The 24,329-nt window shown below is 64.3% G+C and carries 20 protein-coding genes and 1 tRNA gene; 13 read left to right on the forward strand and 8 right to left on the reverse strand.

Annotation, left to right across the window (positions count from 1 at the left end; all coding sequences use genetic code 11):
- The first annotated feature begins 39 nt into the window (after positions 1–39).
- Positions 40–1,089 carry a hypothetical protein gene (locus J8I29_RS23370; RefSeq protein WP_209433485.1) on the forward strand — a complete coding sequence of 350 codons (1,050 nt, stop codon included), beginning with the start codon at positions 40–42 and terminating at the stop codon, positions 1,087–1,089.
- A 28-nt stretch (positions 1,090–1,117) separates the two neighbouring features.
- Here J8I29_RS23370 and J8I29_RS23375 read toward each other — a convergent pair whose 3' ends face one another.
- Positions 1,118–1,477, reverse strand: coding sequence for a pentapeptide repeat-containing protein (locus J8I29_RS23375; protein ID WP_209433486.1), 360 nt, complete (start codon positions 1,475–1,477; stop codon positions 1,118–1,120).
- A 99-nt stretch (positions 1,478–1,576) separates the two neighbouring features.
- Positions 1,577–2,224 (reverse strand): glutathione S-transferase family protein, encoded by a 648-nt coding sequence (locus J8I29_RS23380; protein WP_105865451.1) that lies wholly within the window; start codon positions 2,222–2,224, stop codon positions 1,577–1,579.
- Between the two features lie 162 nt (positions 2,225–2,386).
- Between J8I29_RS23380 and J8I29_RS23385 the strand changes: the two genes are divergently transcribed.
- The 3 genes from J8I29_RS23385 to J8I29_RS23395 all read left to right on the forward strand — a co-directional run bounded on the left by J8I29_RS23385 (position 2,387) and on the right by J8I29_RS23395 (position 5,626).
- Positions 2,387–3,301 (forward strand): aminotransferase class IV, encoded by a 915-nt coding sequence (locus J8I29_RS23385; protein ID WP_105865387.1) that lies wholly within the window; start codon positions 2,387–2,389, stop codon positions 3,299–3,301.
- A 204-nt stretch (positions 3,302–3,505) separates the two neighbouring features.
- A complete protein-coding gene (sthA, locus tag J8I29_RS23390) occupies positions 3,506–4,894 on the forward strand; it encodes a Si-specific NAD(P)(+) transhydrogenase (RefSeq protein WP_105865386.1) in 1,389 nt (462 codons plus the stop codon).
- A gap of 54 nt (positions 4,895–4,948) precedes the next feature.
- A complete protein-coding gene (locus tag J8I29_RS23395; protein ID WP_209433487.1) occupies positions 4,949–5,626 on the forward strand; it encodes a hypothetical protein in 678 nt (225 codons plus the stop codon).
- Positions 5,627–5,881: 255 nt separating this feature from the next.
- Here J8I29_RS23395 and J8I29_RS23400 read toward each other — a convergent pair whose 3' ends face one another.
- The gene (locus J8I29_RS23400) at positions 5,882–6,511 is read right to left on the reverse strand and encodes a DUF4893 domain-containing protein (RefSeq protein ID WP_209433488.1); all 630 of its coding nucleotides are present in this window, start codon (positions 6,509–6,511) and stop codon (positions 5,882–5,884) included.
- A 168-nt stretch (positions 6,512–6,679) separates the two neighbouring features.
- On the opposite strand from J8I29_RS23400, the gene J8I29_RS23405 reads away from it, so the two are divergent.
- From J8I29_RS23405 to J8I29_RS23420, 4 genes are all read left to right on the forward strand, one after another.
- Positions 6,680–7,522, forward strand: coding sequence for a lytic transglycosylase domain-containing protein (locus J8I29_RS23405; RefSeq protein ID WP_209433489.1), 843 nt, complete (start codon positions 6,680–6,682; stop codon positions 7,520–7,522).
- A gap of 463 nt (positions 7,523–7,985) precedes the next feature.
- A complete protein-coding gene (locus J8I29_RS23410; RefSeq protein WP_105865383.1) occupies positions 7,986–8,252 on the forward strand; it encodes a hypothetical protein in 267 nt (88 codons plus the stop codon).
- Between the two features lie 396 nt (positions 8,253–8,648).
- Positions 8,649–9,152 (forward strand): class I SAM-dependent methyltransferase, encoded by a 504-nt coding sequence (locus J8I29_RS23415; RefSeq protein ID WP_105865382.1) that lies wholly within the window; start codon positions 8,649–8,651, stop codon positions 9,150–9,152.
- A gap of 48 nt (positions 9,153–9,200) precedes the next feature.
- Complete coding sequence (locus tag J8I29_RS23420; protein ID WP_105865381.1) at positions 9,201–9,560, forward strand: DUF4180 domain-containing protein; 360 nt, start codon at positions 9,201–9,203, stop codon at positions 9,558–9,560.
- 135 nt (positions 9,561–9,695) lie between these two features.
- Here the strand turns inward: J8I29_RS23420 and J8I29_RS23425 are convergent, their stop codons facing one another.
- From J8I29_RS23425 to J8I29_RS23435, 3 genes are all read right to left on the reverse strand, one after another.
- Entirely contained in the window at positions 9,696–10,205 is a 510-nt protein-coding gene (locus J8I29_RS23425; protein WP_245197284.1) for a DUF4411 family protein, read from the reverse strand.
- Between the two features lie 4 nt (positions 10,206–10,209).
- Complete coding sequence (locus J8I29_RS23430) at positions 10,210–11,343, reverse strand: ImmA/IrrE family metallo-endopeptidase (RefSeq protein ID WP_348536139.1); 1,134 nt, start codon at positions 11,341–11,343, stop codon at positions 10,210–10,212.
- Positions 11,344–11,675: 332 nt separating this feature from the next.
- A tRNA-Ser gene (locus J8I29_RS23435) sits at positions 11,676–11,765 on the reverse strand.
- Between the two features lie 256 nt (positions 11,766–12,021).
- On the opposite strand from J8I29_RS23435, the gene J8I29_RS23440 reads away from it, so the two are divergent.
- The 3 genes from J8I29_RS23440 (at position 12,022) to J8I29_RS23450 (ending at position 17,177) form a co-directional block, all read left to right on the forward strand.
- Positions 12,022–13,287 carry a sarcosine oxidase subunit beta family protein gene (locus J8I29_RS23440; protein ID WP_209433491.1) on the forward strand — a complete coding sequence of 422 codons (1,266 nt, stop codon included), beginning with the start codon at positions 12,022–12,024 and terminating at the stop codon, positions 13,285–13,287.
- A gap of 162 nt (positions 13,288–13,449) precedes the next feature.
- Positions 13,450–13,728, forward strand: coding sequence for a sarcosine oxidase subunit delta (locus J8I29_RS23445; protein ID WP_105865449.1), 279 nt, complete (start codon positions 13,450–13,452; stop codon positions 13,726–13,728).
- Positions 13,725–17,177, forward strand: a complete 3,453-nt coding sequence (locus tag J8I29_RS23450; RefSeq protein WP_209433492.1) for a 2Fe-2S iron-sulfur cluster-binding protein — start codon at positions 13,725–13,727, stop codon at positions 17,175–17,177. The genes J8I29_RS23445 and J8I29_RS23450 overlap by 4 nt, the downstream gene beginning before the upstream one ends.
- Positions 17,178–17,328: 151 nt before the next feature.
- On the opposite strand, the gene J8I29_RS23455 is transcribed toward J8I29_RS23450, so the two are convergent.
- Positions 17,329–19,005, reverse strand: a complete 1,677-nt coding sequence (locus J8I29_RS23455; RefSeq protein WP_209433493.1) for a cation acetate symporter — start codon at positions 19,003–19,005, stop codon at positions 17,329–17,331.
- Positions 19,002–19,304, reverse strand: coding sequence for a DUF485 domain-containing protein (locus J8I29_RS23460; protein WP_105865377.1), 303 nt, complete (start codon positions 19,302–19,304; stop codon positions 19,002–19,004). Before J8I29_RS23460 ends, J8I29_RS23455 begins: the two co-directional genes overlap by 4 nt.
- 426 nt (positions 19,305–19,730) lie before the next feature.
- Between J8I29_RS23460 and J8I29_RS23465 the strand changes: the two genes are divergently transcribed.
- Entirely contained in the window at positions 19,731–21,353 is a 1,623-nt protein-coding gene (locus J8I29_RS23465) for a Na+/H+ antiporter (protein ID WP_209433494.1), read from the forward strand.
- A gap of 330 nt (positions 21,354–21,683) precedes the next feature.
- Complete coding sequence (locus J8I29_RS23470; protein ID WP_209433495.1) at positions 21,684–24,095, forward strand: FAD-dependent oxidoreductase; 2,412 nt, start codon at positions 21,684–21,686, stop codon at positions 24,093–24,095.
- Positions 24,096–24,329: the final 234 nt, after the last annotated feature.

Below are 24,329 nucleotides of genomic sequence, written 5' to 3' on the forward strand. Positions count from 1 at the left end.
GGCTCGAGCCACCTTCGTTCAGACATTCGGGACATTCACATGCCGCAATCCTGGTCGCTCGACTGGTCGCATGGCCAGGTGACGGTGCATGCCGGTGCCGCCGCTCTGGGCCGCGTGCGCTTTCGCCTCGAGGATGGCCGCTTCGTCGAGCCCTTCCACGAGGCGCCCTGGATCACGGCCGGCGAAAAAGTCGAGCTGGGCCTGGAGAATCTGCGCGGCGATTGGCCCTGCCTGCCCTTCGGGCGGCTCTATGGCGGCGATGATCCCCTGGTCGGTGCCTGGCGGGGACTGGTGGATGCCTCGCTGCCGGACGCCGCCCATCCGCTCGTCCCGAGCGACCGCCTGCTGCATGGCTACAGCGCGGCGTCCGAATGGAAGCTGGTGTCGCGCACGCAGGATGCGATCAGCCTCAGCCTCGATTATCCCGGCGACTCGCCCATCGAACGCATCACCCGCACGATCCGGCCGATCGATGGCCAGGCGGGGCTGGAGGTCTCCGTCGAGATCCGGGCCCGGCGCTCCTGCGTCAGGCCCTTCGGCTTTCATCCCAACTTCGCCCTGCGTGGTGCGCCGGGATCCTTCCGCATCGAGCCCGGCCCCTATCGGTTCGGCCTGACCCATCCGGTCGCGGAGCCGGCGGCGCGGGCCGAGCCGGACCGCCGGTTCACGACACTTGCCGATGTCGTGGTGAAGGCGGGCGGCAGCGAACGTTTCGACAGGCTGCCCTTCGCCGATGACCGCGAGGACATCTTGCAGCTCTGCGGCATCGAAGGCGGCGTGCATCTCGTCGACGAGCACGACCGCGTCGCCTGGGATCTTTCCTGGGACACGGCGAAGCTGCCGTCCTGCCTCCTATGGATGAGCAATCGCGGCCGCAAGTTCCCGCCCTGGAATGGGCGGCATCTGTGCGTGGGTGTCGAGCCCGTGGCCTCGGCCTTCGATTTCGGATCGGTGATCGCCGCCTCGGACAATCCCATCGCGCTTGCCGGCGTGCGCACGGCGCTCACGATCGAGCCCGGAACCCCGCTCACGCTCGGCTGGCGCATTCGCGGCCATGTCCTGGCGCCAAACCGGGGTGTGAATTCATAAATCTAAGCTTCGCAACCGGTGGGGAGGGCTATTTTGGCAATTCCCCCTTTGCGAACACGTACCCTTGCGCACTTGCTCGCTCGAAATTGGCGTTACTTAAGTCGGCTCCTTGAAAAGTAGTCGCATCCAGCACCGATCCGCAGAAAGTTGCGCGGGTAAGTCTTGCTCCCGAGAAATCGCATGTTTTCACATTGCAATTGGTGAAATCCGCGCCCCGAAGATCGGCGTTCCTGAAGCTGGCTAGGATAAAGCTTCCAGCGAAAATCGCACCGCGAAGGTCAGAACCGCTGAAATCATAGACCTTGTCATCGAGATCCAAATCTCGAAAGTCCCTGTCCCCTGCTGCGTAGCGATCGAGGACTTCCCGAGTTCTGTCATCGTTGGTCATATGATGACAAGGGTCAAAAATCTTCCTGCAGTCAATAGCTTCCGGCTAGGACACCGAGATTGCCGTTTTGACTCCCGGTTCGCCTTTGTGGGCTCGTGTTTAACTGGGTGAGGGCGCGTTGATCGCAAATTGCGCGGCGAAAGCCCGGATATAGGCGGGCCGGGCTTCGCCGCGAGCGACATAGGCCGCCAGATTTCGATATTCGTCCAAAAGACCGGATGGCCTCAGGCGCAGCAGCACGGATACCATCAGGAGATCGCCCGCGCTGAACGCACCGTCGAGCCAGTCGGCATCGCCCAGGCGAGACGAGAGCTGGTCGAGCCGGGCGCGAACGCGGTCCTTGACCAGCGGCAGGCGCTCCTCGCTCCAAGGCTTGTCGGCTTCGAATATCCTGGCTGTCACCAGTTCGAGGATCGGGGGCTCGACGGTGTTGAGCGCGGCAAACATCCAGGTGATCGCCCGCGCGCGGGCATCGGGAACCCCCGGCAGCAGGCCCGCATGCTTCTCGGCGAGGTGAAAGACGATCGAGCCGGTCTCGAACAGCGACAGGGAACCGTCCTCATAGGTGGGAATCTGGCCGAAGGGATGCAGGGCCAGATGGCCGGGCGCCTTCATGTCTTCGAAGGAAACCAGGCGAACCTCATAGGGCTGGCCCACTTCCTCGAGCGCCCAGCGGACGCGGGTGTCGCGCGCCAGTCCCTTGCCGCCGTCGGGCGAGCGTTCAAAGGCCGTGATGGTGATTGTCATCGCATCCTCTACCTTGCGTGAGGCGAATTTCTTCGGCCTCCTATTGGAACGACGAACGAGCCTGCCGGAGGGCGACATCGGCCTTGAATTATTTCCAGGGCCGGGCGCAGATCCAACAGGCCCGATTCCGATCTAGGGGCGTTGGGGAAAGAGCGAGGTCGCATGAACTACCCTGCCGGAACAGCCTATATCGATGGCGCCTTCGTGCCGATGTCGGAAGCCAAGATCTCGGTGCTCGACTGGGGCTTCCTGCATTCGGATGCGACCTACGATGTCGTGCATGTCTGGAAGGGCCGCTTCTTCCGTCTCGACAGTCATATCGAGCGCTTCCTGCGCTCAGCCGACAGGCTGCGCCTCACCCTGCCCGTCTCGCCCGGGGAATTGGCCCGGATCCTCGCCGAATGCGTCGCCCGTTCCGGGTTCCAGGATGCCTATGTCGAGATGGTGCTGACGCGCGGCGCCTCGCCGACTTTCTCGCGCGATCTTCGCGATGCCCGTCACCAGCTGATCTGCTTTGCCATTCCCTTCGGCTGGATCCTCAGGCCGGAACAGCGCGAGGCCGGGCTGTCGATCGTACTGTCCGACATCCGCCGCATCCCGCCGGATTCGGTCGATCCCACCGTCAAGAACTATCACTGGCTGGATTTCGTCATGGGCCTCTACGACGCCTATGACCGCGGCGCCCAGAGTGCCGTGCTGACGGACGCCGGGGGCAATCTTGCCGAAGGTCCCGGCTTCAACATCTTCACCGTGCGCCAGGGCCGGATCGCCACGCCGGATCGTGGCGTGCTGCGCGGCGTCACGCGCCAGACCGCCATCGCCCTCGCCGCCGAGCTCGGCTTTCCCCTGGAGGAGCGGCTCGTGGCGGCGGCCGAGGCGCTGGCAGCCGACGAGGTCTTCGTCACTTCGACCGCCGGCGGCATCATGCCGGTGACGCGGATCAACGCCGCCGCCGTCGGCGCGGGCCGCATGGGGCCGGTCACGAGGGCGCTGCTCGAAGCCTATTGGGCTAGGCACGATGATCCTGCATGGTCGACGTCGGTCGACGAGGTGCTCTCGGGGAACCTAGCAGGATAAGGCGTGACGGCCTTCCCCGCTCCGCGAAGAAGGCGAGCCATCGCTTCCTGCTTACCGCATGTTCGATGCCGCCATGGCATTTTTTCTTGTCTCTTGGCAGGCGGCAGCCCTATGTGCATTCATGCTGTCATGCAGCATGACGATGCTGCAGGGCATTTCTCGCCTTTTCGACACCTTGTTCCAACGGCCTAGAGACTTCCCTCCATGTATGATTATGACATGCTCGTCATCGGCTCGGGCCCGTCCGGCCGGCGAGCCGCCGTACAATCGGCCAAGCTCGGCAAGTCGGTCCTGGTGGTGGAGAAGGGGCGGCGCGTCGGCGGCGTGTCGGTACATACCGGGACTATTCCTTCCAAGACGCTGCGCGAGACGGTGCTCAACCTGTCGGGCTGGCGCGAGCGCGGCTTCTACGGCCGCGCCTATCGCGTCAAGCAGGATATCGGCGCCACCGACCTGATGGTGCGTCTGCAGAAGACGCTCGACCACGAGGTCGAGGTGCTGGAGCATCAGTTCAGCCGCAATACCGTGCGCACGGCCCGCGGCGAGGCGCGCTTTCTCGGGCCGCACGAAATCGAGATCACCACGGAGACCGGCACGCGCAGCACGGTGACGGCCAACTACATCCTGATCGCCTGCGGCACGCGCCCCTTCCGCCCCGACTACGTGCCGTTCAATGCGGACAATGTCTTCGACAGCGACGAGATCATCGAGCTGCCCCGGCTGCCGCGCAGCCTCACCGTGATCGGGGCCGGGGTGATCGGCGTCGAATATGCCACCATCTTCAGTGCCCTCGACGTCGCCGTCACGCTGATCGAGCCGCGCTCGAGCTTCCTCGATTTCATCGACAAGGAACTGATCGAGGAGTTCATGCATGAATTGCGGGACCGCAACGTCTCGCTGCGCCTGGGTTCGCCGGTGGTCTCGATCGAGTGCGAGGACAGCCGCGTCGTCACCAAGCTGGGCGACGGACGCAAGGTGTCCTCGGAGATGCTGATGTTCGCCGCCGGGCGCGTCGGCAATACGGACAGGCTGAACCTCGATGCGGCCGGCCTCAAGACCGATCATCGCGGCCGCATCGGCGTCAATCCGGCGACCTTGCAGACCGAGGTGCCGCACATCTATGCGGCCGGCGACGTCATCGGCTTTCCCAGCCTCGCCTCCACCTCGATGGAGCAGGGACGGGTGGCTGCCTGCCACGCCTTCGGCCTCGATCCGCCGCCGCCGCCCGAATATTTTCCCTATGGCATCTATTCGGTGCCGGAGATCTCCACGACGGGGCTGACGGAAGAGGAAGTACGCCAGAAGGGCATTCCCTACGAAGTCGGCATCGCCCGGCTGCGCGAGACCTCGCGCGGCCATATCATGGGGCTGAACAGCGGCATCATGAAGATGATCTTCTCGACCAAGACGCGGCGCCTGCTGGGCGTGCATATCTTGGGCGAAGGCGCGACCGAACTGATCCATATCGGCCAGGCCGTGCTCAATCTCAAAGGCACGATCGACTATTTCATCGAGAACACCTTCAACTATCCCACCCTCGCCGAGGCCTACAAGATTGCCGGCCTCGACGCCTGGAACCGGATGGGGCGTTAGCGCGGCGCTGTCCGGGCCCTGTCCCCGCCTCGTGTAAAATCATAGGAGTTCGCCGTGTCCCCTGACCGCAAGCTCGTCGTCCTTCTCGACGTCGACAACACGCTGCTCGACAATGACCGCTTCGGCGAGGACCTCGGCGACCATATCGAGGAGGCCTTCGGAGCGGACCAGCGGGCCCGCTACTGGACGATCTACGGCAAGATCCGCGACGAATATGGCTATGCCGATTACCTCGCCGCGCTCCAGCTCTTCCGCGCCGGGCTGGACGACGACCCCGGCCTGCTGCAGATGTCGAAATTCCTCTTGGAATATCCCTTCGCCGAGCGCGTCTTTCCGAAGGCCCTGGAGGCGATCGCCCATCTCAAGACGTTCAGCGCTCCGGCCGTGCTCTCGGACGGCGACATCGTGTTCCAGCCGCGCAAGGTGCAGCGCGCCGGCCTGTGGGATGCGGTGGAGGGGCGGGTGATGATCTATCTGCACAAGGAGCAGATGCTGGACTCCGTGCAGCGCCATTATCCGGCGGCGCATTACGCCATGGTCGACGACAAGCCGCGACTGCTCGCCAAGATGAAGGCGGTGATGGGCGAAAAGCTCACCACCATCTTCGTGCGCCAGGGCCACTACGCCCTGGAGGCGGACATGAGCACCATCGAGCCCAAGCCTGACGTCACCATCGAGCGCATCGGCGATCTCCTGACACTGGATCGGGCGGCTTTCACGAAGGCGGGATGAATTGGGGGGCGGGTCTTCAGACCCGCCATCTTCGTCCCGGCGGATGCTTGGTCTGAGGACCTGACCAATCGTCTCGATCAGTGCAGAGAAAAGCGCGGTTTTGTCATGCCCGGGCTTGTCCCGGGCATCCAGATGCAGCTCCAGCCGAGATTGCGGCCCTGGGTTGCCGGGACCAAGCCCGGCAATGACAAAGAAGGTCGAGGTTCCCGCGACTTTTCGATCAAAGCTCGGGAGGCCTACCCCCCGAGAACAGCCTCAGCGCACCAGTTCAAGGATCTCGAGCGTGCTGCAGCAGGTCTGCGGCATTTCCAGCCGCAGTTTGCGTGGGCTGGCCTTGAACAGATAGGCCACCGCGTCGGATTTGGGGGAGGCGCCATAGGCGACCGGCGGATCGTCGCCATTGGCATTGCCACCCAGGAAGACGAAACGGGTGTTGCTGACGCGGTAGAGAAAGCCGCTGACCCGCTGGGAGCCGTTCACCTTGGCGAAGAACAGCTTGCCGCCGCGTTCGCTGATGGCGCATTTGAAATAGGGATAGGCGTAGACGCTGCCCTTGCCGTCATTAGCCTTGGAACCGTCGTCGAGCTGGGCGCTGCGGCAGCGCCAGCTACCGACGAGTTCGCGCGTATTGGCGATCGGCCTGGGCTCACCGGCGAGGATCTCCTCCAGGGCTATGCCGTCGGCCGTGTAGCGGGCGTTGGAGCCGAGCACCGCATCGACGGCGCTGCGGCGTGTCTGCTCGAAATTCATCAGGCGGGTGCGATCGGCATCCTCGATCGAAACGGGCAGCAGCGGCGTGGGATCGAAGTCGGAGGCGGCCAGGGCCGTGCCGGTGGCGGCCGCGAACCAGGCGAGAGCGGCGACGGCCAGACGACATCTAGTCATGATGATACTTCCAATTGGCAAGACGATCTGTTTGCCCCAGCTGGTGCTGCCCTGGCAAGGTGGTCGCAGCGTCATGGGTCATCGCGCGGTGTCTGGAGCCCTGAAGTATTTTCGCCTAAATGCTAGGTGCTTTTCTTCCGCCTGCCCTGCAATGGCGAGACATTGTTTGTGACTGTTCGCTATCTCTTCGCTGCTGCCCTCCTGCTGGCGGTTTTCGCTTGCCTTGCCACGCCGGGCAAAGCCCAGGCGCGCCAGGAGAGCCTGGATGAGGCGATCTGCCGCCTGATCGAGACCTCGGCGCGCGCCAACGACATTCCGCCCGAGCTCTTCACGCGGCTGATCTGGCGCGAGAGCAGCTTCCGGCCCGGCGTCACGTCCAGCGCCGGCGCCCAGGGCATCGCCCAGTTCATGCCGGGCACGGCGGCCGAATGGAAGCTCGACGATCCCTTCGATCCCGAAAAGGCGATACCGGCTTCCGCCGCCTATCTCACCGCGCTGAAGAACCAGTTCGGCAATTGGGGACTGGCGCTCGCGGCCTACAATGCCGGCCCCAGGCGCCTGTCGGACTGGTTCACGCGGCAGCGCTATTTGCCGGCGGAAACCGAGGCCTATGTCCGCTTCATCACCCATCGCAGCGTCTATGACTGGGCTTCCGCCGACGGGCTCAAGCGTGAGCGGGAGCCAGCCAAGCCGGCCAATTGCCTCGCCGTCGTCACGGCTGTGCGCAAGGAGGCGCCGCGCCTGATCGAAGGGCCCTATGCGCCCTTCGGCGTGCAGCTGTCCGGCAATTTCTCCAAGGCGATCGCCATCGCCTCCTATGAGCGGGCGGTCAAGCGCTTCCCGGCCATCCTGGCGGGCCGGGAGACCTTGATCATCGGCACGCGCATGGCCGGGCGCGGCCGGCGGGCCTTTTATCGTGTCCGCTTGCCGGCACGCAGCATGCGTGAGGCGGGCCTCATCTGCGACAGGCTGCACCGGGCCGGTGGCAGCTGCGCGGTGCTGCGCAATTGAGGCCGGTGCCGGCCGCCCAAAGAAAAAGCCGGATGCGGGGGCACCCGGCAGTTGGGTCGTTGGGTCGGGCCGCAAAGCCCGAGAAAACCACGAGTGCGTCAACAGCTCGAAGTCATGCGGGCAGGCCCGCTCGAATGCCAGGAACGGTCTCAAGGCATCCGACTGCGAACTCAACCGGTGGGCCGGGGTTTGGTTCCGTGCCTCGGGCGAGAAATTTTTGAAGCGGCCGCGAGCGCGCTGCGTAGAGCCTCGGGTGGGGCGCACCGGCACTGTCGAGATCAGAACATACCATGAACAAAATGCTCGACAGGCACGGCGAGCTCGCCTAATTTTCCGGTCTCGATTCCGAAGTCGTCCAGCGTTTTGCCGGCAGCGGCAGGAACCCGCTGGGCGGAACTCGTGCATCGTCACGGTGGAGCGAGATACCAGCCGATTTCGGTTTTCTGAACAGGGAGATCCGCCAATGACGTCGCAGGCCAGCAAATCCGAACGGGCTTTGCCGGAGGATCTGGAGGCGGACGTGGAGCGCGTCATCGCCGATTGCGACGGCGATGCGCGTATGGCCGTGCGCGTCCTGCTGGTCGCCAACAGCCACGCCATGGCGGAAATCTCCGCGCTCGAGGCCGAGATGGCCAAGCTGCTTGCCGACGTCTCGCGCGGCTATGCCCGCGGCCATTGGGAATGGCTGCTGGAACGGGCCGAGATCGGCATTCCCTATTCCCGGGGATAACCGAACGGAAGCTGATGCAACCCAGCCCCCTCGCTCAATGCAGGCAGGAAAAGAAAAAGCCCGCTTACGCGGGCTGGGAGGTTAGACGAGAGAGAGACGAGCTGGAAAGACGCGAACAACACGGCAGGGAGGGGATCTGTTCGGAGATTGCCGCGCCGTTCGCAGAATCAACTTAGCCGCTACGCTGTGTTCGCGCACACCGGCAAATTTGACGGACATTGGAAGAGACCCGCAGGCTGCGGCCGCCGCCTTGCCCGGCTTGCCGGAGCCTGCAGGACCGCTTGCCTCGCTGCGGGCCGGTGGCTTATGACGGCCGGCATATCCGCTCCGGAAACAGCCTCCGGAAACCGGCTTCCGGCGCCCGGCCGGGTTTTCTGCAATGATGTGAAATGGATAATGAGCTACCTCGATAATTTCATCAATCGCATGACTGCCCAGCGCAACTGCCTCGACCTCGCGGTCGAACTCGTCCGGGGCGTCGAGGGGCCGGTTCTCGAATTCGGTCTCGGCCACGGCCGGACCTATGACCATTTGCGCCAGAACTTCCCCGATCGGGACATCTATGCCTTCGACATCAGGGTGAGCCCCAATGTCTTCGTGCGCCCGGCGGACGAACTGCTCTTCCTCGGCGATATCGCCGAGACCATCCGCACCGCCGCCGAGCGTCTGCCGCGCAAGGCTGCGCTGGCCCATTCCGATCTCGGCCTCAAGGACAGGCAGGGCGCCGTGCCGATCGTGGCCGACATCATCGCTTATCTGCCCGGTCTGATGGCTAAGGGCGGCTTCTATATCTCCAATGTCGACATCGCCCTGGTGGACGGCGAGGTGCCGCCCGCCTTCCGGCGCCGGGACTTTCCCCAGGCGACGGGCGACCAATATCACATCTACGAGATTGTCTGAGAGGGGCGGGCGCATGCCGCCGTGGCGGGTGCCCTTGGGAGAAGTACCGTGAGCGACAGAGTCGAGGAGATCGAGGGGGTCAGGGTGCTGGTCTGCGCCGGGGACGGCGAGAAACTCGCCGGCGAGGGCGATGTGAACTGCTTTCTCGGCAAGGCCTGGGAGCAGGAGGCGACTATGATCGCGATTCCCGTCGCCCGGCTCGCTGACGATTTCTTCCGCTTGCGCACGCGGCTCGCCGGCACGGTGGTGCAGAAATTCGTCAATTACCGCCTGCGCCTCGCCGTGATCGGCGACATCTCGGCCTGGATCGCCGGTAGCGACGCCCTGCGCGATTTCGTGCGGGAAGCCAATCGCGGGCAGGATATCTGGTTCGCCGCCGACCTGGCAGAGCTGCGCAGCCGGCTATAGGCTTGCGGGAAGGGGCGACGCGCGCGTTTCCCGCCACTACGCTTGTTGGCGCGGGGGCCGGCCTAAGTGAAGGCTCTGGGCGGAGTCGTAACGGATGATGGTTGCGCAATAATAAACTGTTGCCGCAATTCGAGATCAGGGTGCCCAACGGGTGGTGAAGCGAAGCGCCCTCAGCATTCCGAAAGTATCGCAACAATTGACACCCACGTCACGACAAACGTCAGGAACCTTCCGGTTCTGTCTCTGCTTGCGAGGCGACGATACCTCAGCCGACACTACCCATCGATCTGCCGGGACCGATAAGCCGTAGGCAATCAAGAACGGGTCCCTGCCGATCTGCTCTATCTCATCGTCAGTTAGGTCAGGCGCGTAACGCTCAAGGACCTGTTGCACCAACACCACATCAACCTCTTCATTCAAGAGAAGGTTAGATCTGTTCTCCGGTTGCTGAATCCACGCAAAAAGCGGGTCCCGATCTTCGTTGTCACCACCGTCCTGAACTTCTTCCATGGTCTCCCGAGGCATTTTGATGTGGCCGGTTGCTCCCATGTGGGAAAGCCAAGACCAAAACTCCGGGACCACCTCTACTGGGTAGTAGGAATTGTTCGCTGTGATCAGGACGTTCGCGTCAAGCAGGTAGATCATCTCTCTAGCCTGCCTGCGCTAGGGGAAATGGGCCGACGTTCAGAAGCGGCGCGACGCTACGTGGTTTTACACCAAGGACCTTGCTCGCCCGAGTTGGCGTTAGGGCGCCTTCATCCAGGTTGCGAGCAACTAGGCGCAGGAGCGCTGTACCAAGGCGGTGGCGCCGCACCACGTAATAGTTCGGACCACCTTCTCGATCTCGCGCACGTTCTCGCTGAACTTGGCGCGCAGCCTGCCACTCAGCTTGAAACTGGCTAGCCAACTGACGCCAATTGGCCTCCGTAAGTGTTCCAGCACGAAACATCCTGTAGGCAACCAGCGACTTGCTAATTAGCCGATCTCTTGCGAATTGCGAGATTAATCCGGCGAGATCAGCAAGCGGGAGATGCTGCTGTGCCGCGAGGAAGACTAGCTCCTGACCAGAAAGCAAAAATCCGCTTGCAACATCGTTGCAGAACCGTTCGAGACGGCCCTCGGCATAGGCCCCGCTGACACCGGTAGCCCCGACCCAAATGTGCGCTAGTTCGTGCAGCAGCGTGAACGACCAAGCTGTCTTGGCATCCTGATCATTGATCACGATGAACGGGGCAAGCGGATCTGCTAGCGCAAATCCCCGAAAAGCTTCTACCGCCAGATTAGAATGGTGACTTCCCAGGTTGCCAATGAGCAGTACGAAAACACCTGCTGCTTCGACCTTTTCACGCAGTAAAGCAAATGCAGCCTCTGGTGTACCCTGCGCTCGAAATTCCAAAAGGTCGATATCGAGCGTTCGTCTTATCGATGCGATGACAGGGCCAACACCATCGGTCATGCTCATAGATCCGACGAACTCTAACGGTTCTGCTTCCTCGTCCTCAAGCATCGACCGAACCATGGACTGGCGAGCTTTTACATCACGCACAAGGGCGTCAACCAACGGCTCTGCATCAGTAAGTCGTTCAGGTAGACTCCGAAAGTCCTCGCCCCGGTTCCCCTTAGCGGGAGGAGCAGCCATGTAGAACGCGAGCAATGGGCGCCGATACAACTTCGCCATCTTCACGAGAAGCGGGCGAGTCACTTCAGTTTCACCAGCTTCCATGCGGGTAAGTCGATCCCGTCCGGATATCCCGCGAGCCGTTTTAATGCCGAGTTTGGTCACAGCCTGATCCACCGTCAGACCGGCAGTCTCACGTGCCCAGACAAGAACTTCGGGCGTTACGGCAGGCATCTACGCGCTCTTCAAATCCGACGTTATGTCGTGGTTAATATGGCGGCCTTTACGGGTAATTAATAGGGGCTCGTGGGATAGCGATCCGATGAGAAACGCATCCACTCCGAGCGGGCTGCGCTTCTTGCGCAGGAGAGAAATCTGGAAACATTTTCCCACCGCACTCGAATTACGAATTACGGCGACAGTGCGCCTAACCGGCAAAGCGCATCTCGAAGGCCACTCGCCTACGCGCCAAAAACGCTAACGATTTCAGGAGTAAATGGCGGAGAGGGAGGGATTTGAACCCCCGATGGAGTTGCCCCCATGCCGCATTTCGAGTGCGGTGCATTCAACCACTCTGCCACCTCTCCGCAGCTGGTCGGGCGCTTCATATAGATATGCGCCGCGCGGGGCAAGACCGGAATGGCGGAAAAATTGGGAGAAAATTGCGGCATGGCGCTGCGGACGATCGGGCGGGCGATCTGGCCCTGTCGTCCTGGTTCCAAAGGGCCGGCGAGAAAAATGGAAGCGTGCGTCGGTGTTTCGATTGCCAGCGGCGGGCGAGGTGCTTAAGTCGGGAGGGCGCCTGCGTCGGGCCGGCGCCCTCGCGGCATCACAGCGGAGCCCATGTCCGTCATCTCTTCCGCCTATTCGGGATTTCGCTTGGCCTATGAGGCGCTGCGCGGACATCGCGGCTGGGGGCCGGCCTGGCGCAAGGCGGTGCCCAAGCAGGCCTATGACGTGGTGATCGTCGGCGGCGGCGGGCATGGCCTGGCCACCGCCTACTACCTTGCCAAGAATCACGGCATCACCAATGTCGCGGTGCTGGAGCGCGGCGGCATCGGGCTCGGCAATGTCGGGCGCAACACCACCATCATCCGTTCCAATTATTTCTCGCCCGAAAACATCCGCTTCTACGATTTTTCGCTGCGATTGTGGGAGGGGCTGGAGGCCGAGCTCAACTACAACGCCATGGTCTCGCAGCGCGGTGCCCTCAACCTCGTGCATGCGGATGGGCAGCGCGATCTGCTCGCCCGGCGGGCCAACCAGATGCTGCTGGAAGGCGTCGATGCCGAGCTGCTCGACAAGGACGGCGTCAAGCGCCTGGTGCCGCTGGTGGATGTCGACAATGGCCGCTTTCCCGTGCTCGGCGGCTTCCTGCAGAGGCGCGGCGGCACGGTGCGCCACGATGCGGTGGCCTGGGGCTATGCCCGCGCCGCAGACCGGCGCGGCGTCGACATCGTGGAGAAGTGCGAGGTCACGGGCATCACGCGTGAGGGTGATGCCGTGACCGGCGTGGAGACCAGCCTCGGCAGCATCCGCGCCGGCAAGGTGCTGTTCGCCGTGGCCGGGCATTCCTCGCTGCTGGCGGCGATGGCGGGATTCCGCCTGCCGCTGGAAACCCATGTGCTGCAGGCCTTCGTCTCCGAGGCCGTCAAGCCGCTGATCGACTGCGTCGTCACCTATGGCGCCGGGCATTTCTATGTCAGCCAGTCGGATAAGGGCGGCCTTGTCTTCGGTGGCGCGCTCGACGGCTACAATTCCTACGCAAGGCGCGGCAGCCTGCCGATGGTGGAGGACGTGCTGGCGGCCGGCCTCACGCTGATGCCGGCCCTGGGGCGCCTGCGCGTGCTGCGCCAATGGGGCGGGGCGATGGACATGACAGCCGACGGCAATCCCATCATCTCCACCACGCCGGTGCGCAATCTCTATCTCAATGGCGGCTGGTGCTATGGCGGCTTCAAGGCGATCCCCGCCGGCGGCTTTACCACCGCCCATCTGGTGGCGACCGGCGCGCCGCACCCGCTGATCGCCCATTTCGGCCTGGAGCGCTTCCGGGAGGGGCGGGTGATCGATGAACGGGGCATCGGCCCCTTTGCCTGGATGCATTGAGATGGGCGAGCCCGTGGCAGCAATTATCGTCATTACGAGCGTAGCGAAGCAATCCAGCCTTTGCGCCCTTTGGCCCCTGGGTTGCTTCGCTCGAGCCAATCCATATGGATTGGCCAGGCTCGCAATGACGTCGAGCTTTAATGCCAAGGCCTCCCCGTCATGCTGAGAATTGCCTGTCCCCATTGCGGCCTGCGTGACGAGGTCGAGTTCCGTTATCGGGGCGATGCCTCGGTGCGGCGGCCGGGCGAAGAGGCCGAGGCGCAAGCCTATTACGATTATGTCTATGAGCGGGCCAATCCGGCGGGCTGGCACCTGGAATGGTGGCAGCATGTGCATGGCTGCCGGCAGGTGCTGAAGGTGCTGCGCGATACCGTCAGCCACGAGATCCAGGCCGTCGTCAGCAGGCATGACGAGATCGCCCTGCCGGAGCGTCCGGCATGAGCGGGCCCTATCGCCTCGCCGAGGGCGGCCAGATCGACCGCGGCAAGCCGTTGTCCTTCCGCTTCGACGGCAAGATCCTGCATGGTTATCGCGGCGACACCCTGGCCTCGGCCCTCCTGGCCAATGGCGTGCGCATCGTCGGGCGCTCGTTCAAATACCACCGGCCGCGCGGCATCTTCACGGCCGGAGCGGAAGAGCCCTCGGCCCTGGTGGAACTGCGTGCCGGCGCCCGGCGCGAACCCAATATCCCCGTCACCACCATCGAGCTCTTCGAGGGGCTGGAGGCGGTGAGCCAGAACCGCTGGCCCACGCTCGGCTTCGATCTCGGCGCGGTGAATGGCTGGCTGTCGCCCTTCCTGCCGGCGGGTTTCTACTACAAGACCTTCATGTGGCCGGCGGCCTGGTGGGAAAAGGTCTATGAGCCGTTGATCCGCCGCGCGGCGGGGCTGGGACGGGCAGCGCGGGAGCCCGATCCCGACAGCTACGACACCATGCATGCCCATTGCGACCTCCTGATCGTCGGCTCCGGGCCATCGGGGCTCGACAGCGCGCTGGCGGCCGGGCGGGCCGGCAAGCGCGTGATCGTGCTGGAGCAGGATTTCGCCTTTGGTGGCTCGGCGCTGCTCGATCCCGCGGCGCGCGACGACCTGACCGACAAGCTTGCCGAACTCGCGGCGCTTCCCGAGGTGACGCTGCTCAACCGCACCGGCGCCTATGGCCTCTATGACGGGTTGGTGGTCGGCGCCGTCGAGCGGGTGGCCGATCACCGCGCCGTGCCGAGGCCGCACGAGGTGCGCCAACGCCAGTGGATCATCCGCCCGGGCCGGATCGTGCTCGCCACCGGCGCGCAGGAACGCCTGATCGCCTTCCCCGGCAATGACCGGCCGGGCGTGATGCTGGCGTCGGCTGCGGCGACTTATGTCGCACGCTTCGGGGTGGCACCGGGGCGAAGGGCGGCCTTCTTCGTCAACAATGACCGCGCCTATGCTTCGGCCAGGCAGCTTGCCGCTGCCGGCGTCGAGATCGCCGGCATCATCGATACCCGGCCCGATTCGGCGGCCGGCCGCGAAGCGGAGCGATCCGGCATCCCCGTCTGGTTCGGCTCGCAGGTCTCGGCCACCGAGGGCGCGCCGCTGCATGTCCTGACCATCACGCCGGTCGCGGCAAGGCTGCGGCCGCAAATGCTGCTGGCCGATCTGCTCTGCATCTCCGGCGGGCACGATCCCCGGCTGCAGCTCGCCGGCCAGGCCCGCCTGCCGTTCGAATGGGACGACAATGCCGTGGCCTTCCGCGCCCGGGGCAATGACCGGATCGGGATCGTCGGCGATGCCGCCGGTGTGGAGGGGGAGGGCACGCCGCCCCAGCCTTTCTGGGAGGTCCGGCCTTCGCGCGGCGCGAGCAAGGCCTTCGTCGACCTGCAGCACGACGTCACCGCCGACGACCTGCGGCTGGCGGTGCGTGAGGGCTATGCCCATGTCGAGCATGCCAAGCGCTACACCACGCATGGCATGGCGACCGACCAGGGCAAGACCGGCGGCCTCGTCGGCAGCGCCATCCTCGCCGCCGAGAAGGGCGAGAGCCTTGCCGAGACCGGCCTGCCGACCTCCCGGCCCTATGCCTCGCCGGTCTCCTTCGGTGCGCTGGCCGGGGCCGAGACGGGCGAGCATTTCCGGCCCAAGCGCCGCCTGGCTCTGCATGACTGGCATTCGCGGCATGGCGCCGTCTTCGTCAGGCTCGGGCTCTGGCTGCGGCCTCTGGTCTATTCCCCCTCACGCGATACCAGCTGGGCGCCGGTGCTGGCCGAGGCCAAGGCCGTGCGCGAGGCCGTCGGCGTCACCGACGCCTCCTCGCTCGGCAAGATCGACGTCCAAGGCCGCGACGCCGGCGCCTTTCTAGACCGCATCTATGCCAACACCTTCTCGTCCCTGCCCGTGGGACGGGCCCGTTACGGCCTGATGCTGCGCGAGGACGGCATCGTCCTCGACGACGGCACCACGTCGAGATTGGCCGAGGACCATTATTTCGTCACCACCACCACGGCCAATGCCGGGCCGGTGCTGGAGCATCTGGAATTCCACCATCAGGCGGTGTGGCCTGATCTCGACGTTGAGATCACCAATGTCGCCGATCAATGGGCGACTTTCGCCGTGGCAGGCCCGAAGGCCCGGGCGGTGCTCGCCCGCATCGTCAGCCAGGATCTCGACGATGTCGCCTTCCCTTTCATGGCCGTCGCCGAGGCCGTGATCGCCGGGGTTTCCGGCCGGCTTTTCCGCATCTCTTTCTCGGGCGAACTCGCCTATGAGGTCAGCGTGCCCTCAGGCCATGCCGAGCCGGTGTGGGAAGCGATCCTCGCCGCCGGCAAGCCCTTCGGCATCAAGCCCTATGGGCTCGATGCCCTCAACCTGCTTCGGATCGAGAAGGGGCATGTCGCCGGCAGCGAGCTCAACGGCCAGACCACGGCCGCCGATCTCGGCCTCGGGCGCATGCTCAAGAAAAAGGGCGATTATGTCGGCCGCGCCCTGGCGGGCCGCCCTGGCCTTGCCGACCCCGGGCGCCTCGTCCTGGTCGGCGTGAAGGTGGACGATCCCGGCCGCAAGCTGCGGGCCGGTGCCCATCTCACGGCGACGCCGGAGTCGAAGGAAAGCCTCGGCTTCGTCACCGCTGCCTGCCCGACCACCGAGGGGAAGGGCTTCATCGGCCTTGCCCTGCTGCGCGGGGGCAGGGAGCGGATCGGGCAGAGGCTTCATGCCGCCGATCCCGTGCGCGGCGAGGCCTGCGACGTTACCATCGTCTCTCCGCATTTCGTCGATCCGGACAATCTCAGGGTGAAGGATGCTTCGCCGGTCGGGGCCGTCGAGCCGCTGGTCCTGCCGCGTTCGGTGCCCGGTCATCACGCCCTGATCCCCGATCGTCCCTCCGATCGCGTCGCAGAGGTGCAACTGGCCGAGCGCAGCCCCGATATCGCCGAGATCAAGCTGCGCCGGGGCGGGGAGGCGGGCCTGCGCCGGGCGCTCCAGGCCGAGTTCGGCCTCGATCTGCCGGAGCCCGGCCGGTCGGCGGTCTCGGGGGCGCTTAAGCTGCTCTCGCTCGGGCCTTGCGACTGGCTGGTGCTGGACAAGCACGGACGTCCGGGCAGCCTTGCCGTCAGCCTCAAGCATGCGCTCGGCGAGAGCGCCTCGGTGGTGGATCTTTCCTCTGCCTTCGGCGTGCTGCGCCTGTCGGGGCCCAAGGCGCGCAGCGTACTGATGAAACTATGCCGGATCGACCTGCATCCGCGCGTGTTCGGGCAGGGCCATGTCGCGCGCACCCTGATGGCGCAGATCCCGGTCCTGCTGCACCAGGTCTCCGACGAGCCGGCCTATGATCTCTTCGCCCCCTCGACCCTGGCCCAGGCCTTCGCCGAGGTGCTGGTCGAGAGCGCGGCCGAATATGGCTTGAGGCTGGACTGAAAGTTCCACCCCTCATCCCCCTGCCGGGACCTTCTCCCGCAAGGGGAGAAGGGGCCTCATTGGGATAGTTCGAGCCGAACAAAATTCCTTCTCCCCTTGCGGGAGAAGGTGGCGGCAGCCGGATGAGGGGTGGAACCTCATCCGACCTTCGTCAATGCTTGCTCGCCGCCGTGGCGCCAATGCCGGTCTGCGACCGGACATACTGGTCGTCGAAGCCGGCCCGGTCCTCGGCGGCGCGCTGGCTGTTGTCGAGCTTGGAGAACAGCCAAATGCCGGCAAAGGCCAGGGCCATCGAGAACAGTGCGGGGTTCTCATAGGGAAACGGCGCCGAGCCCTTGGGGTGGCCGAGCACCGCTTCCCACACGCCGGGCGAGAAGATGACGCCGAGCAGGGCCGAGATCAGACCGAGATAACCCCCCATCACGGCGCCGCGCGTGGTCATGCCGCGCCACATCATCGACATCAGCAGCACCGGGAAGTTGCAGGAGGCCGCGATGGCGAAGGCCAGGCCCACCATGAAGGCGACGTTGACGTTCTCGAAGGTGATGCCGAGCACCATGGCGACGATGCCGAGGACGATGGTGGTGATCTTGGAAACGCGGATCTCGTCCTGCTCCCTGGCCTTGCCGCCCTTGATCACGGTGGCGTAGAGGTCGTGGCTGATGGCGGAGGCGCCCGCCAGCGTCAGGCCGGAGACCACGGCCAGGATGGTGGCGAAGGCGACGGCGGCGATGAAGCCGAGGAAGACATCGCCGCCGACCGCGTCGGCCAGATGGATAGCGGGCATGTTGATGCCGCCCCGGATCGCCTCCAGCCCCTTGGATGGATCAGTCAGGAAGGCCGGGTTGGTCGACACCAGAGTGATGGCGCCAAAGCCGATGATGAAGGTGAGGATGTAGAAATAGCCGATGAAGCCGGTGGCGTAGAACACCGATTTGCGGGCTTCCTTCGCGTCGGCGACGGTGAAGAAGCGCATCAGGATGTGCGGCAGGCCGGCCGTGCCGAACATCAAGGCGAGGCCGAGCGAGATGGCCGAGAGCGGATTGGCGAGCGTGCCCGGCTGCATGATGGCCGCGCCCTTGGGATGGACCTCCACCGCCTTGGCGAACAGGGCTTCGGGGCTGAAGTTGAAGGTGAGCAGCACCATCAGGGCCATGAAGGTGGCGCCGCCCAAGAGCAGGCAGGCCTTGATCAGCTGCACCCAGGTGGTGGCGACCATGCCGCCGAAGGTGACGTAGAGCATCATCAGGACGCCGACGATGACGACGGCGTAGCTGTATTGCAGCCCGAACAGCAGCTGGATCAGCTTGCCGGCGCCGACCATCTGCGCGATCAGGTAGAAGGCCACCGTCACCAGCGTGCCGAAGGCTGCGAGCACGCGGATCGGCGTCTGCTTGAAGCGGAAAGAGGCGACGTCGGCGAAGGTGAACTTGCCGAGATTGCGCAGGGGCTCGGCGATCAGGAAGGTGACGATGGGCCAGCCGACCAGCCAGCCGATCGAATAGATCAGGCCGTCATAGCCCTTCATGTAGACCAGGCCGGAAATGCCGAGGAAGGAAGCCGCTGACATGAAGTCGCCGGCAATGGCAAGGCCGTTCTGGAAACCGGTGATGCCGCCACCCGCCGTGTAGAATTGCGAGGCCGATTTGGTGCGGTTGGCGGCCCAGGCGGTGATCCCCAGCGTGAGAAGGACGAACAGGCCGAACATGACGATGGCGTGCCAGTTGGTCGCCTGCTGCTGGACCGGTCCGGAGACCGCGTCGGCGAGGGCCTGGGTGGCGGTGAGAGCCGGCAGGAAGGCGGCGAGGGCGAGGGTGCTGCGCTTCATCCGCGTGCCTCCTTGACGATCTCCTGGGTCAGCGTGTCGAATTCCGCATTGGCCTTGCGGACATAGATGCCGGTGAGGATGAAGGCCGCGATGATGACGAGGATGCCGATCGGAATGCCGATGGTGGTGACGCCGGTGCCCAGATGCTGCCCGAGCACGCCCGGCAGATAGGCCACGACCAGGATGAAGCCGAAATAGATGATCATCATGATTGCCGAAAGCGTGAGGCTGAGCGTTCTTCGGCGCCGCACCAGTTCCTGATATTTCGGATTTTGCTCAATGGATTTGTAAGAAGACATGTTGTTTCCCCCGACGCCGCTTTACCGGCAAGGCAGCCCAGATTTTTGTCGGCCCACCATCTGGTTCAACCTAGAGCAAAGCGCGTTCAAGCGTGAACGCTTATTTGCTCTAGCTTATTGTTCTGACGCGTCTTTGCGATTCTTGGTGGCTCCGTCTAATCGCAAAATGCTTTAGAATTAAGCCAACATGTCGCGCAATGGACAATTGCGGCTATGCCCATCCCTTGGCCGTCCTGCGCCTGTTGTTGTGCGTTATTGCGTTGATGAGGCTTGGTCGTAGCCTGGGTTCCTTGGAAAATTCTCGGTCGTCCGGCAGCAATGCCGGATAGGCCCATCTGCCCGCGTGCTGGTGAAAACTCGGACTGGTCAACAATATCTTAACAGCCGCTTCCTAGCCTGACCGCAACACGAGCGGACAAGGCGGGCATGGAGACGATCTCGGTCATTCTATTGTTGTTGCTGGCGGTCGTTCTCAGCGGCGCGCTCGCCAGGATGCTGCCCATCGTCCTGCCTCTGCCACTGGTTCAGATCGGCTTCGGCGCGCTCATCGCGTCCTTTGCCAATTTCAGGGTCGAGCTCGATCCGCAGGTCTTCTTCCTCCTGTTCCTGCCGCCACTGCTGTTCCTGGATGGCTGGCGCATTCCAAAGGATGGCCTGTTCCGTGACAAGGGCACCATCCTCGAGCTCGCCTTCGGCCTGGTTGTGTTCACCGTGATCGGGGTCGGCTTCTTCATTCACTGGATCATCCCGTCCATGCCGCTGGCGGTAGCCTTTGCGCTCGCCGCCGTGCTGTCGCCGACGGATCCGATCGCGGTGTCCGCCATCGCGGCCCGAGTGCCCATCCCCAAGCGGCTGATGCATGTGCTGGAAGGCGAATCGCTGCTGAACGATGCCTCCGGCCTGGTCTGCATGCGTTTTGCCGTCGCCGCGGCCCTGACCGGCACCTTCTCCTTCACCAGTGCGCTCGGCACCTTCCTGTGGGTGGCGAGCGGGGGCATTGCCATCGGCATTGCCGTCACCTGGGGTGCGTCCCTCGCCAATCGCTGGGTTGCGCGCCGCTTCGGCGACGAGGCGGGCTCCCAGGTGCTGGTCAGCCTGCTGATCCCCTTCGCCGCCTACCTCCTGGCCGAAGAACTGCATTGCTCCGGCATCCTGGCGGCCGTCGCCGCCGGCATGACCATGAGCTATGTCGAGCGTTTGGGGCAGTCGCTGGTCGCGGCCCGCATGCGCGGCGGTGCGGTGTGGGACATGGTGCAGTTCGCGGCCAACGGCATCATCTTCGTGCTGCTCGGCGAGCAGATTCCCCAGATCGTCGCGGCTGCGGCCGAGAGCCATGGGGCGATCTGGATGATCGTCTACGTCCTCGCCATCACGCTGGCGCTCGCGATCCTGCGTTTCCTGTGGGTGTGGACCTCGCTGCGCTTCACCCTGTTCCGCGCCGCCCGCCAGGGCAAGGCGGTGATGCTGCCAAGCTGGCGGCTGATCGCCGCCGCCTCGCTCGCCGGCGTGCGGGGCGCCATCACCCTGGCCGGCGTGCTGACGCTGCCTTTGGCCCTGACCGACGGTTCGCCCTTCCCGGCGCGCGATCTCGCCATCTTCCTGGCGGCCGGGGTGATCGTGATGTCCCTGGTGGCAGCGAGCGTGGGGCTTCCCCGGCTGCTCAAGGGCCTGGAATTGCCGCCCGAGCCGTCCCATCAGGAAGAGGAGGACCAGGCCCGCATCGCTGCGGCGGAGGCCGCCATCAAGGCGATCGAGCGCACCCAGCACGAATTGGGACTGGGACGCAGCGATGCCGATCTCTATGTCGATGCCAGCGTACGCATCATGGAACTCTATCGCCAGCGCATCGACGGACATCTGCAGACCGGCGAGGAAGCCGAGCTGACTCGCCGGATCGACGAGATCGAGCGCCAGCTGCGCCTGGCGGGCCTCAGGGCCGAGCGCGACGAGATCTTCCAATACGCCCGGACACGGCGGCTTTCGGACGAGGTAGCTCGCAAATTGGTGCGCGAGCTGGACCTGTTGGAGGCCCGCTTTGCGACAGGGTGAGGCGGGGAGGAGCCAGATTGGTGGGGATCTCCTCAGCTCCATTATTTGATGGAGCTGGATCGACCAGCTGCCTTCGAGCGGGCGGTTTCAAGATGGTCGATCTGGAGATCGATCCACCTGTCTTGCGCTGTACTCCGCAAGATCGGGCCCATGCCTGAAATGTTCGTTTCCATCTCTACCAATTGTTTATAATTCAAACTTTTAGGTCGTAAGGCCCGATAAGTTGACTCTCATCATGTTTGTTTTGTCATCGATGCGTTTTCCCTACCATCGTCGCGAAGCGGGCTGATGTCGTGTATCAGGGACTCATGCTTTGAAAGGGTCTCGAGAATGAAGAGCGAAGTGCGTGCCGTGGTGATCGGCGGGGGCGTGGTGGGATGTTCCATCCTCTATCACCTGGCCAAGATCGGTTGGACGGACGTCGCCCTCATCGAGAAGAACGAGCTGACCTCGGGCTCGACCTGGCACGCCGCCGGCGGCATGCACACCTTCAATGGCGATGCCAACGTCTCCAAGCTGCAGAAATATACGATCGACCTCTATCGCGAGCTGGAGGCGCTGACGGGTCAGTCCTGCGGCATCCACGCCAATGGCGGCCTGATGCTCGCCGCCAATGAGGGCGAGATGGACTATCTGCGCCTGGTCGCCAGCCGGGCCCGCTACCTCGACATGGAAACCGAGATCATCCCGGTGGCCGAAGCCAAGCGGCGCAACGTGCTGATCGAGGAGAAATACTTCACCGGTGCGCTCTGGCGCTCGGATGGCGGCCATGTCGATCCCTGGGGCACCACCCACGCCTATGCCGCCGCGGCCCGCAAGCTCGGGGCCGAGATCCATCGCTTCACCCGGGTCACCGGCCTCAGCCAGCGTCCCGACGGCTCTTGGGACGTCGCCACCGACAAGGGCTCCATCTATGCCGAGCATGTGGTGAATGCCGGCGGCCTGTGGGCTCGCGAGATCGGGCGCATGGTCGGCATCGAGCTGCCGGTGCTGGCGATGGAGCACCATTACATCGTCACCGAAGCCATCCCGGAGCTGGAGGGCCTCGAGAAGGAGATCATCAACACCACCGATTTCTCCGGCGAGATCTATGTGCGCCAGGAGGGTAAGGGCGCGTTGCTCGGCACCTATGAGCACAATTGCACGCCCTGGTCGGTCGACAAGACGCCGGATGATTTCGCCACCCAGCTCTTGCCCGACAATTTCGACCGCATCGCCCCCGAGCTGGAAGTCGGCTTCGAGCATTTTCCGGCCGTCGGGCGCGCCGGCATCAAGAAATCGATCAACGGGCCCTTCACCTTCGCCCCCGATGGCAATCCGCTGGTCGGTCCGGTCAAGGGCCTGCCGAATTTCTGGGTCGCCTGCGCCGTGATGGCGGGCTTCAGCCAGGGGGGCGGCATCGGGCTGACCCTGTCGCGCTGGATGGCCGAGGGCGATCCGGGCGCCGACATCATGGCCATGGACGTCGCCCGCTTCGGCGTGTTTGCCACGCCGCGCTACACCAAGGCCAAGGTGATCGAGAATTATCGCCGCCGCTTCCGCCTGGCCTTTCCGAACGAGGAACTGCCGGATGCCCGCCCGCTGCGCCGCACGCCGGTCTATGGCCGCCTGAAGAAGGCCGGCGCGGTGTTCGGCGCCAATTTCGGCCTGGAACACGCGCTCTGGTTTGCCCCGCCGGGTGTCGAACCCGTCGAGAATCCCACCTACAGGCGCTCCAACGCCTTCCCCTATGTGAAGGCCGAATGCCTGGCCGTGCGCGAAGCCGTCGGTCTCTACGAGACTTCCAACTACGGCAAATACGAGATCACCGGCGCCGGTGCGCGCGCCTGGCTCGACAAGCTGCTGGCCTGCAAGCTGCCCCGCCCGGGTCGCATGGCGATCGCGCCGATGCTCAACTCGCAGGGCCGCATCGTCGGCGATCTCTCCATCGCCTGCCTCGCCATCGATCGCTATCTCCTGATCGGCTCGGGCTTTGCCGAGGCTTATCACCTGCGCTGGTTCTGGCAGCAAGAGCCGCCCGAAAACGTGCATGTGCGATCGGCGGCTTCGACCCTGACGGGCTTTTCCGTTGCCGGCCCGAACGCCCGCACGCTGATGCAGCGCCTCATGCGCGAAGATCTCTCGCCGGACGCCTTCAAGCTCTTCGCCGTCAAGGAGACGGCGGTCGGCATGTCCCCGGTGATCTTCTCGCGCGCCGGCTTCACCGGCGAGCTCGGCTATGAGGTCTGGACCACGCCGGATTTCCAGGCCACGCTCTATGACGAGATCGTCGAAGCGGGCGCCGACCTCGGACTCAAACTGTTCGGGGGCAGGGCGCTCTCTTCCTTGCGCCTCGAAAAGGGCTATGGCTCCTTCAACAAGGATTTCCGGCCTGATTACACCCCGGCCGAAACCGGGCTCGACCTCTTCATCGACTTCAAGAAAGAGGGCTTCACCGGCCGTGACGCCGTGCTGGCGGAGCGCGAGCGCGGCCCGAAGCGGCGGCTTGCGGTGCTGGAGGTCGATACCGATACCGAGGTGATCGGCTACGAGCCGATCCTCAAGGACGGCAACGTCGTCGGCCATGTCACTTCGGGCGGCTATGGCCATTATGTCGGCAAGAGCCTCGCCATCGGCTACGTCAAGAGCGAGTATCACGAGGATGGTGCCGCCTTCGCCATCGACATTTTCGGTGAGGACCGTCCGGCCATCCTGCGCGCGGCACCCCTGCACGACCCCAATGGCGGGAGGCTGAGAGGGTAAAGAAGCGGTTGGGCGAGATGAGACGAACGAGGATAAGGCGTACCGCTCGTGCCCCCTCGCCCCGCTTGCGGGGAGAGGATAGAGGTGAGGGGCGGTGCCAAGGTTGACAGGATTATGCTTTGCGCATCCATCGACCATAACGCATCTTCGATCCCTCAATCCCCCACCGTCCGCACAGCCCCTCACCTCTATCCTCTCCCCGCAAGCGGGGCGAGGGGACTTCAACGGCCCGCT

Source organism: Labrys sp. LIt4 (assembly GCF_017813775.1).
GTDB classification, from domain to species: Bacteria; Pseudomonadota; Alphaproteobacteria; order Rhizobiales; family Labraceae; genus Labrys; species Labrys okinawensis_A.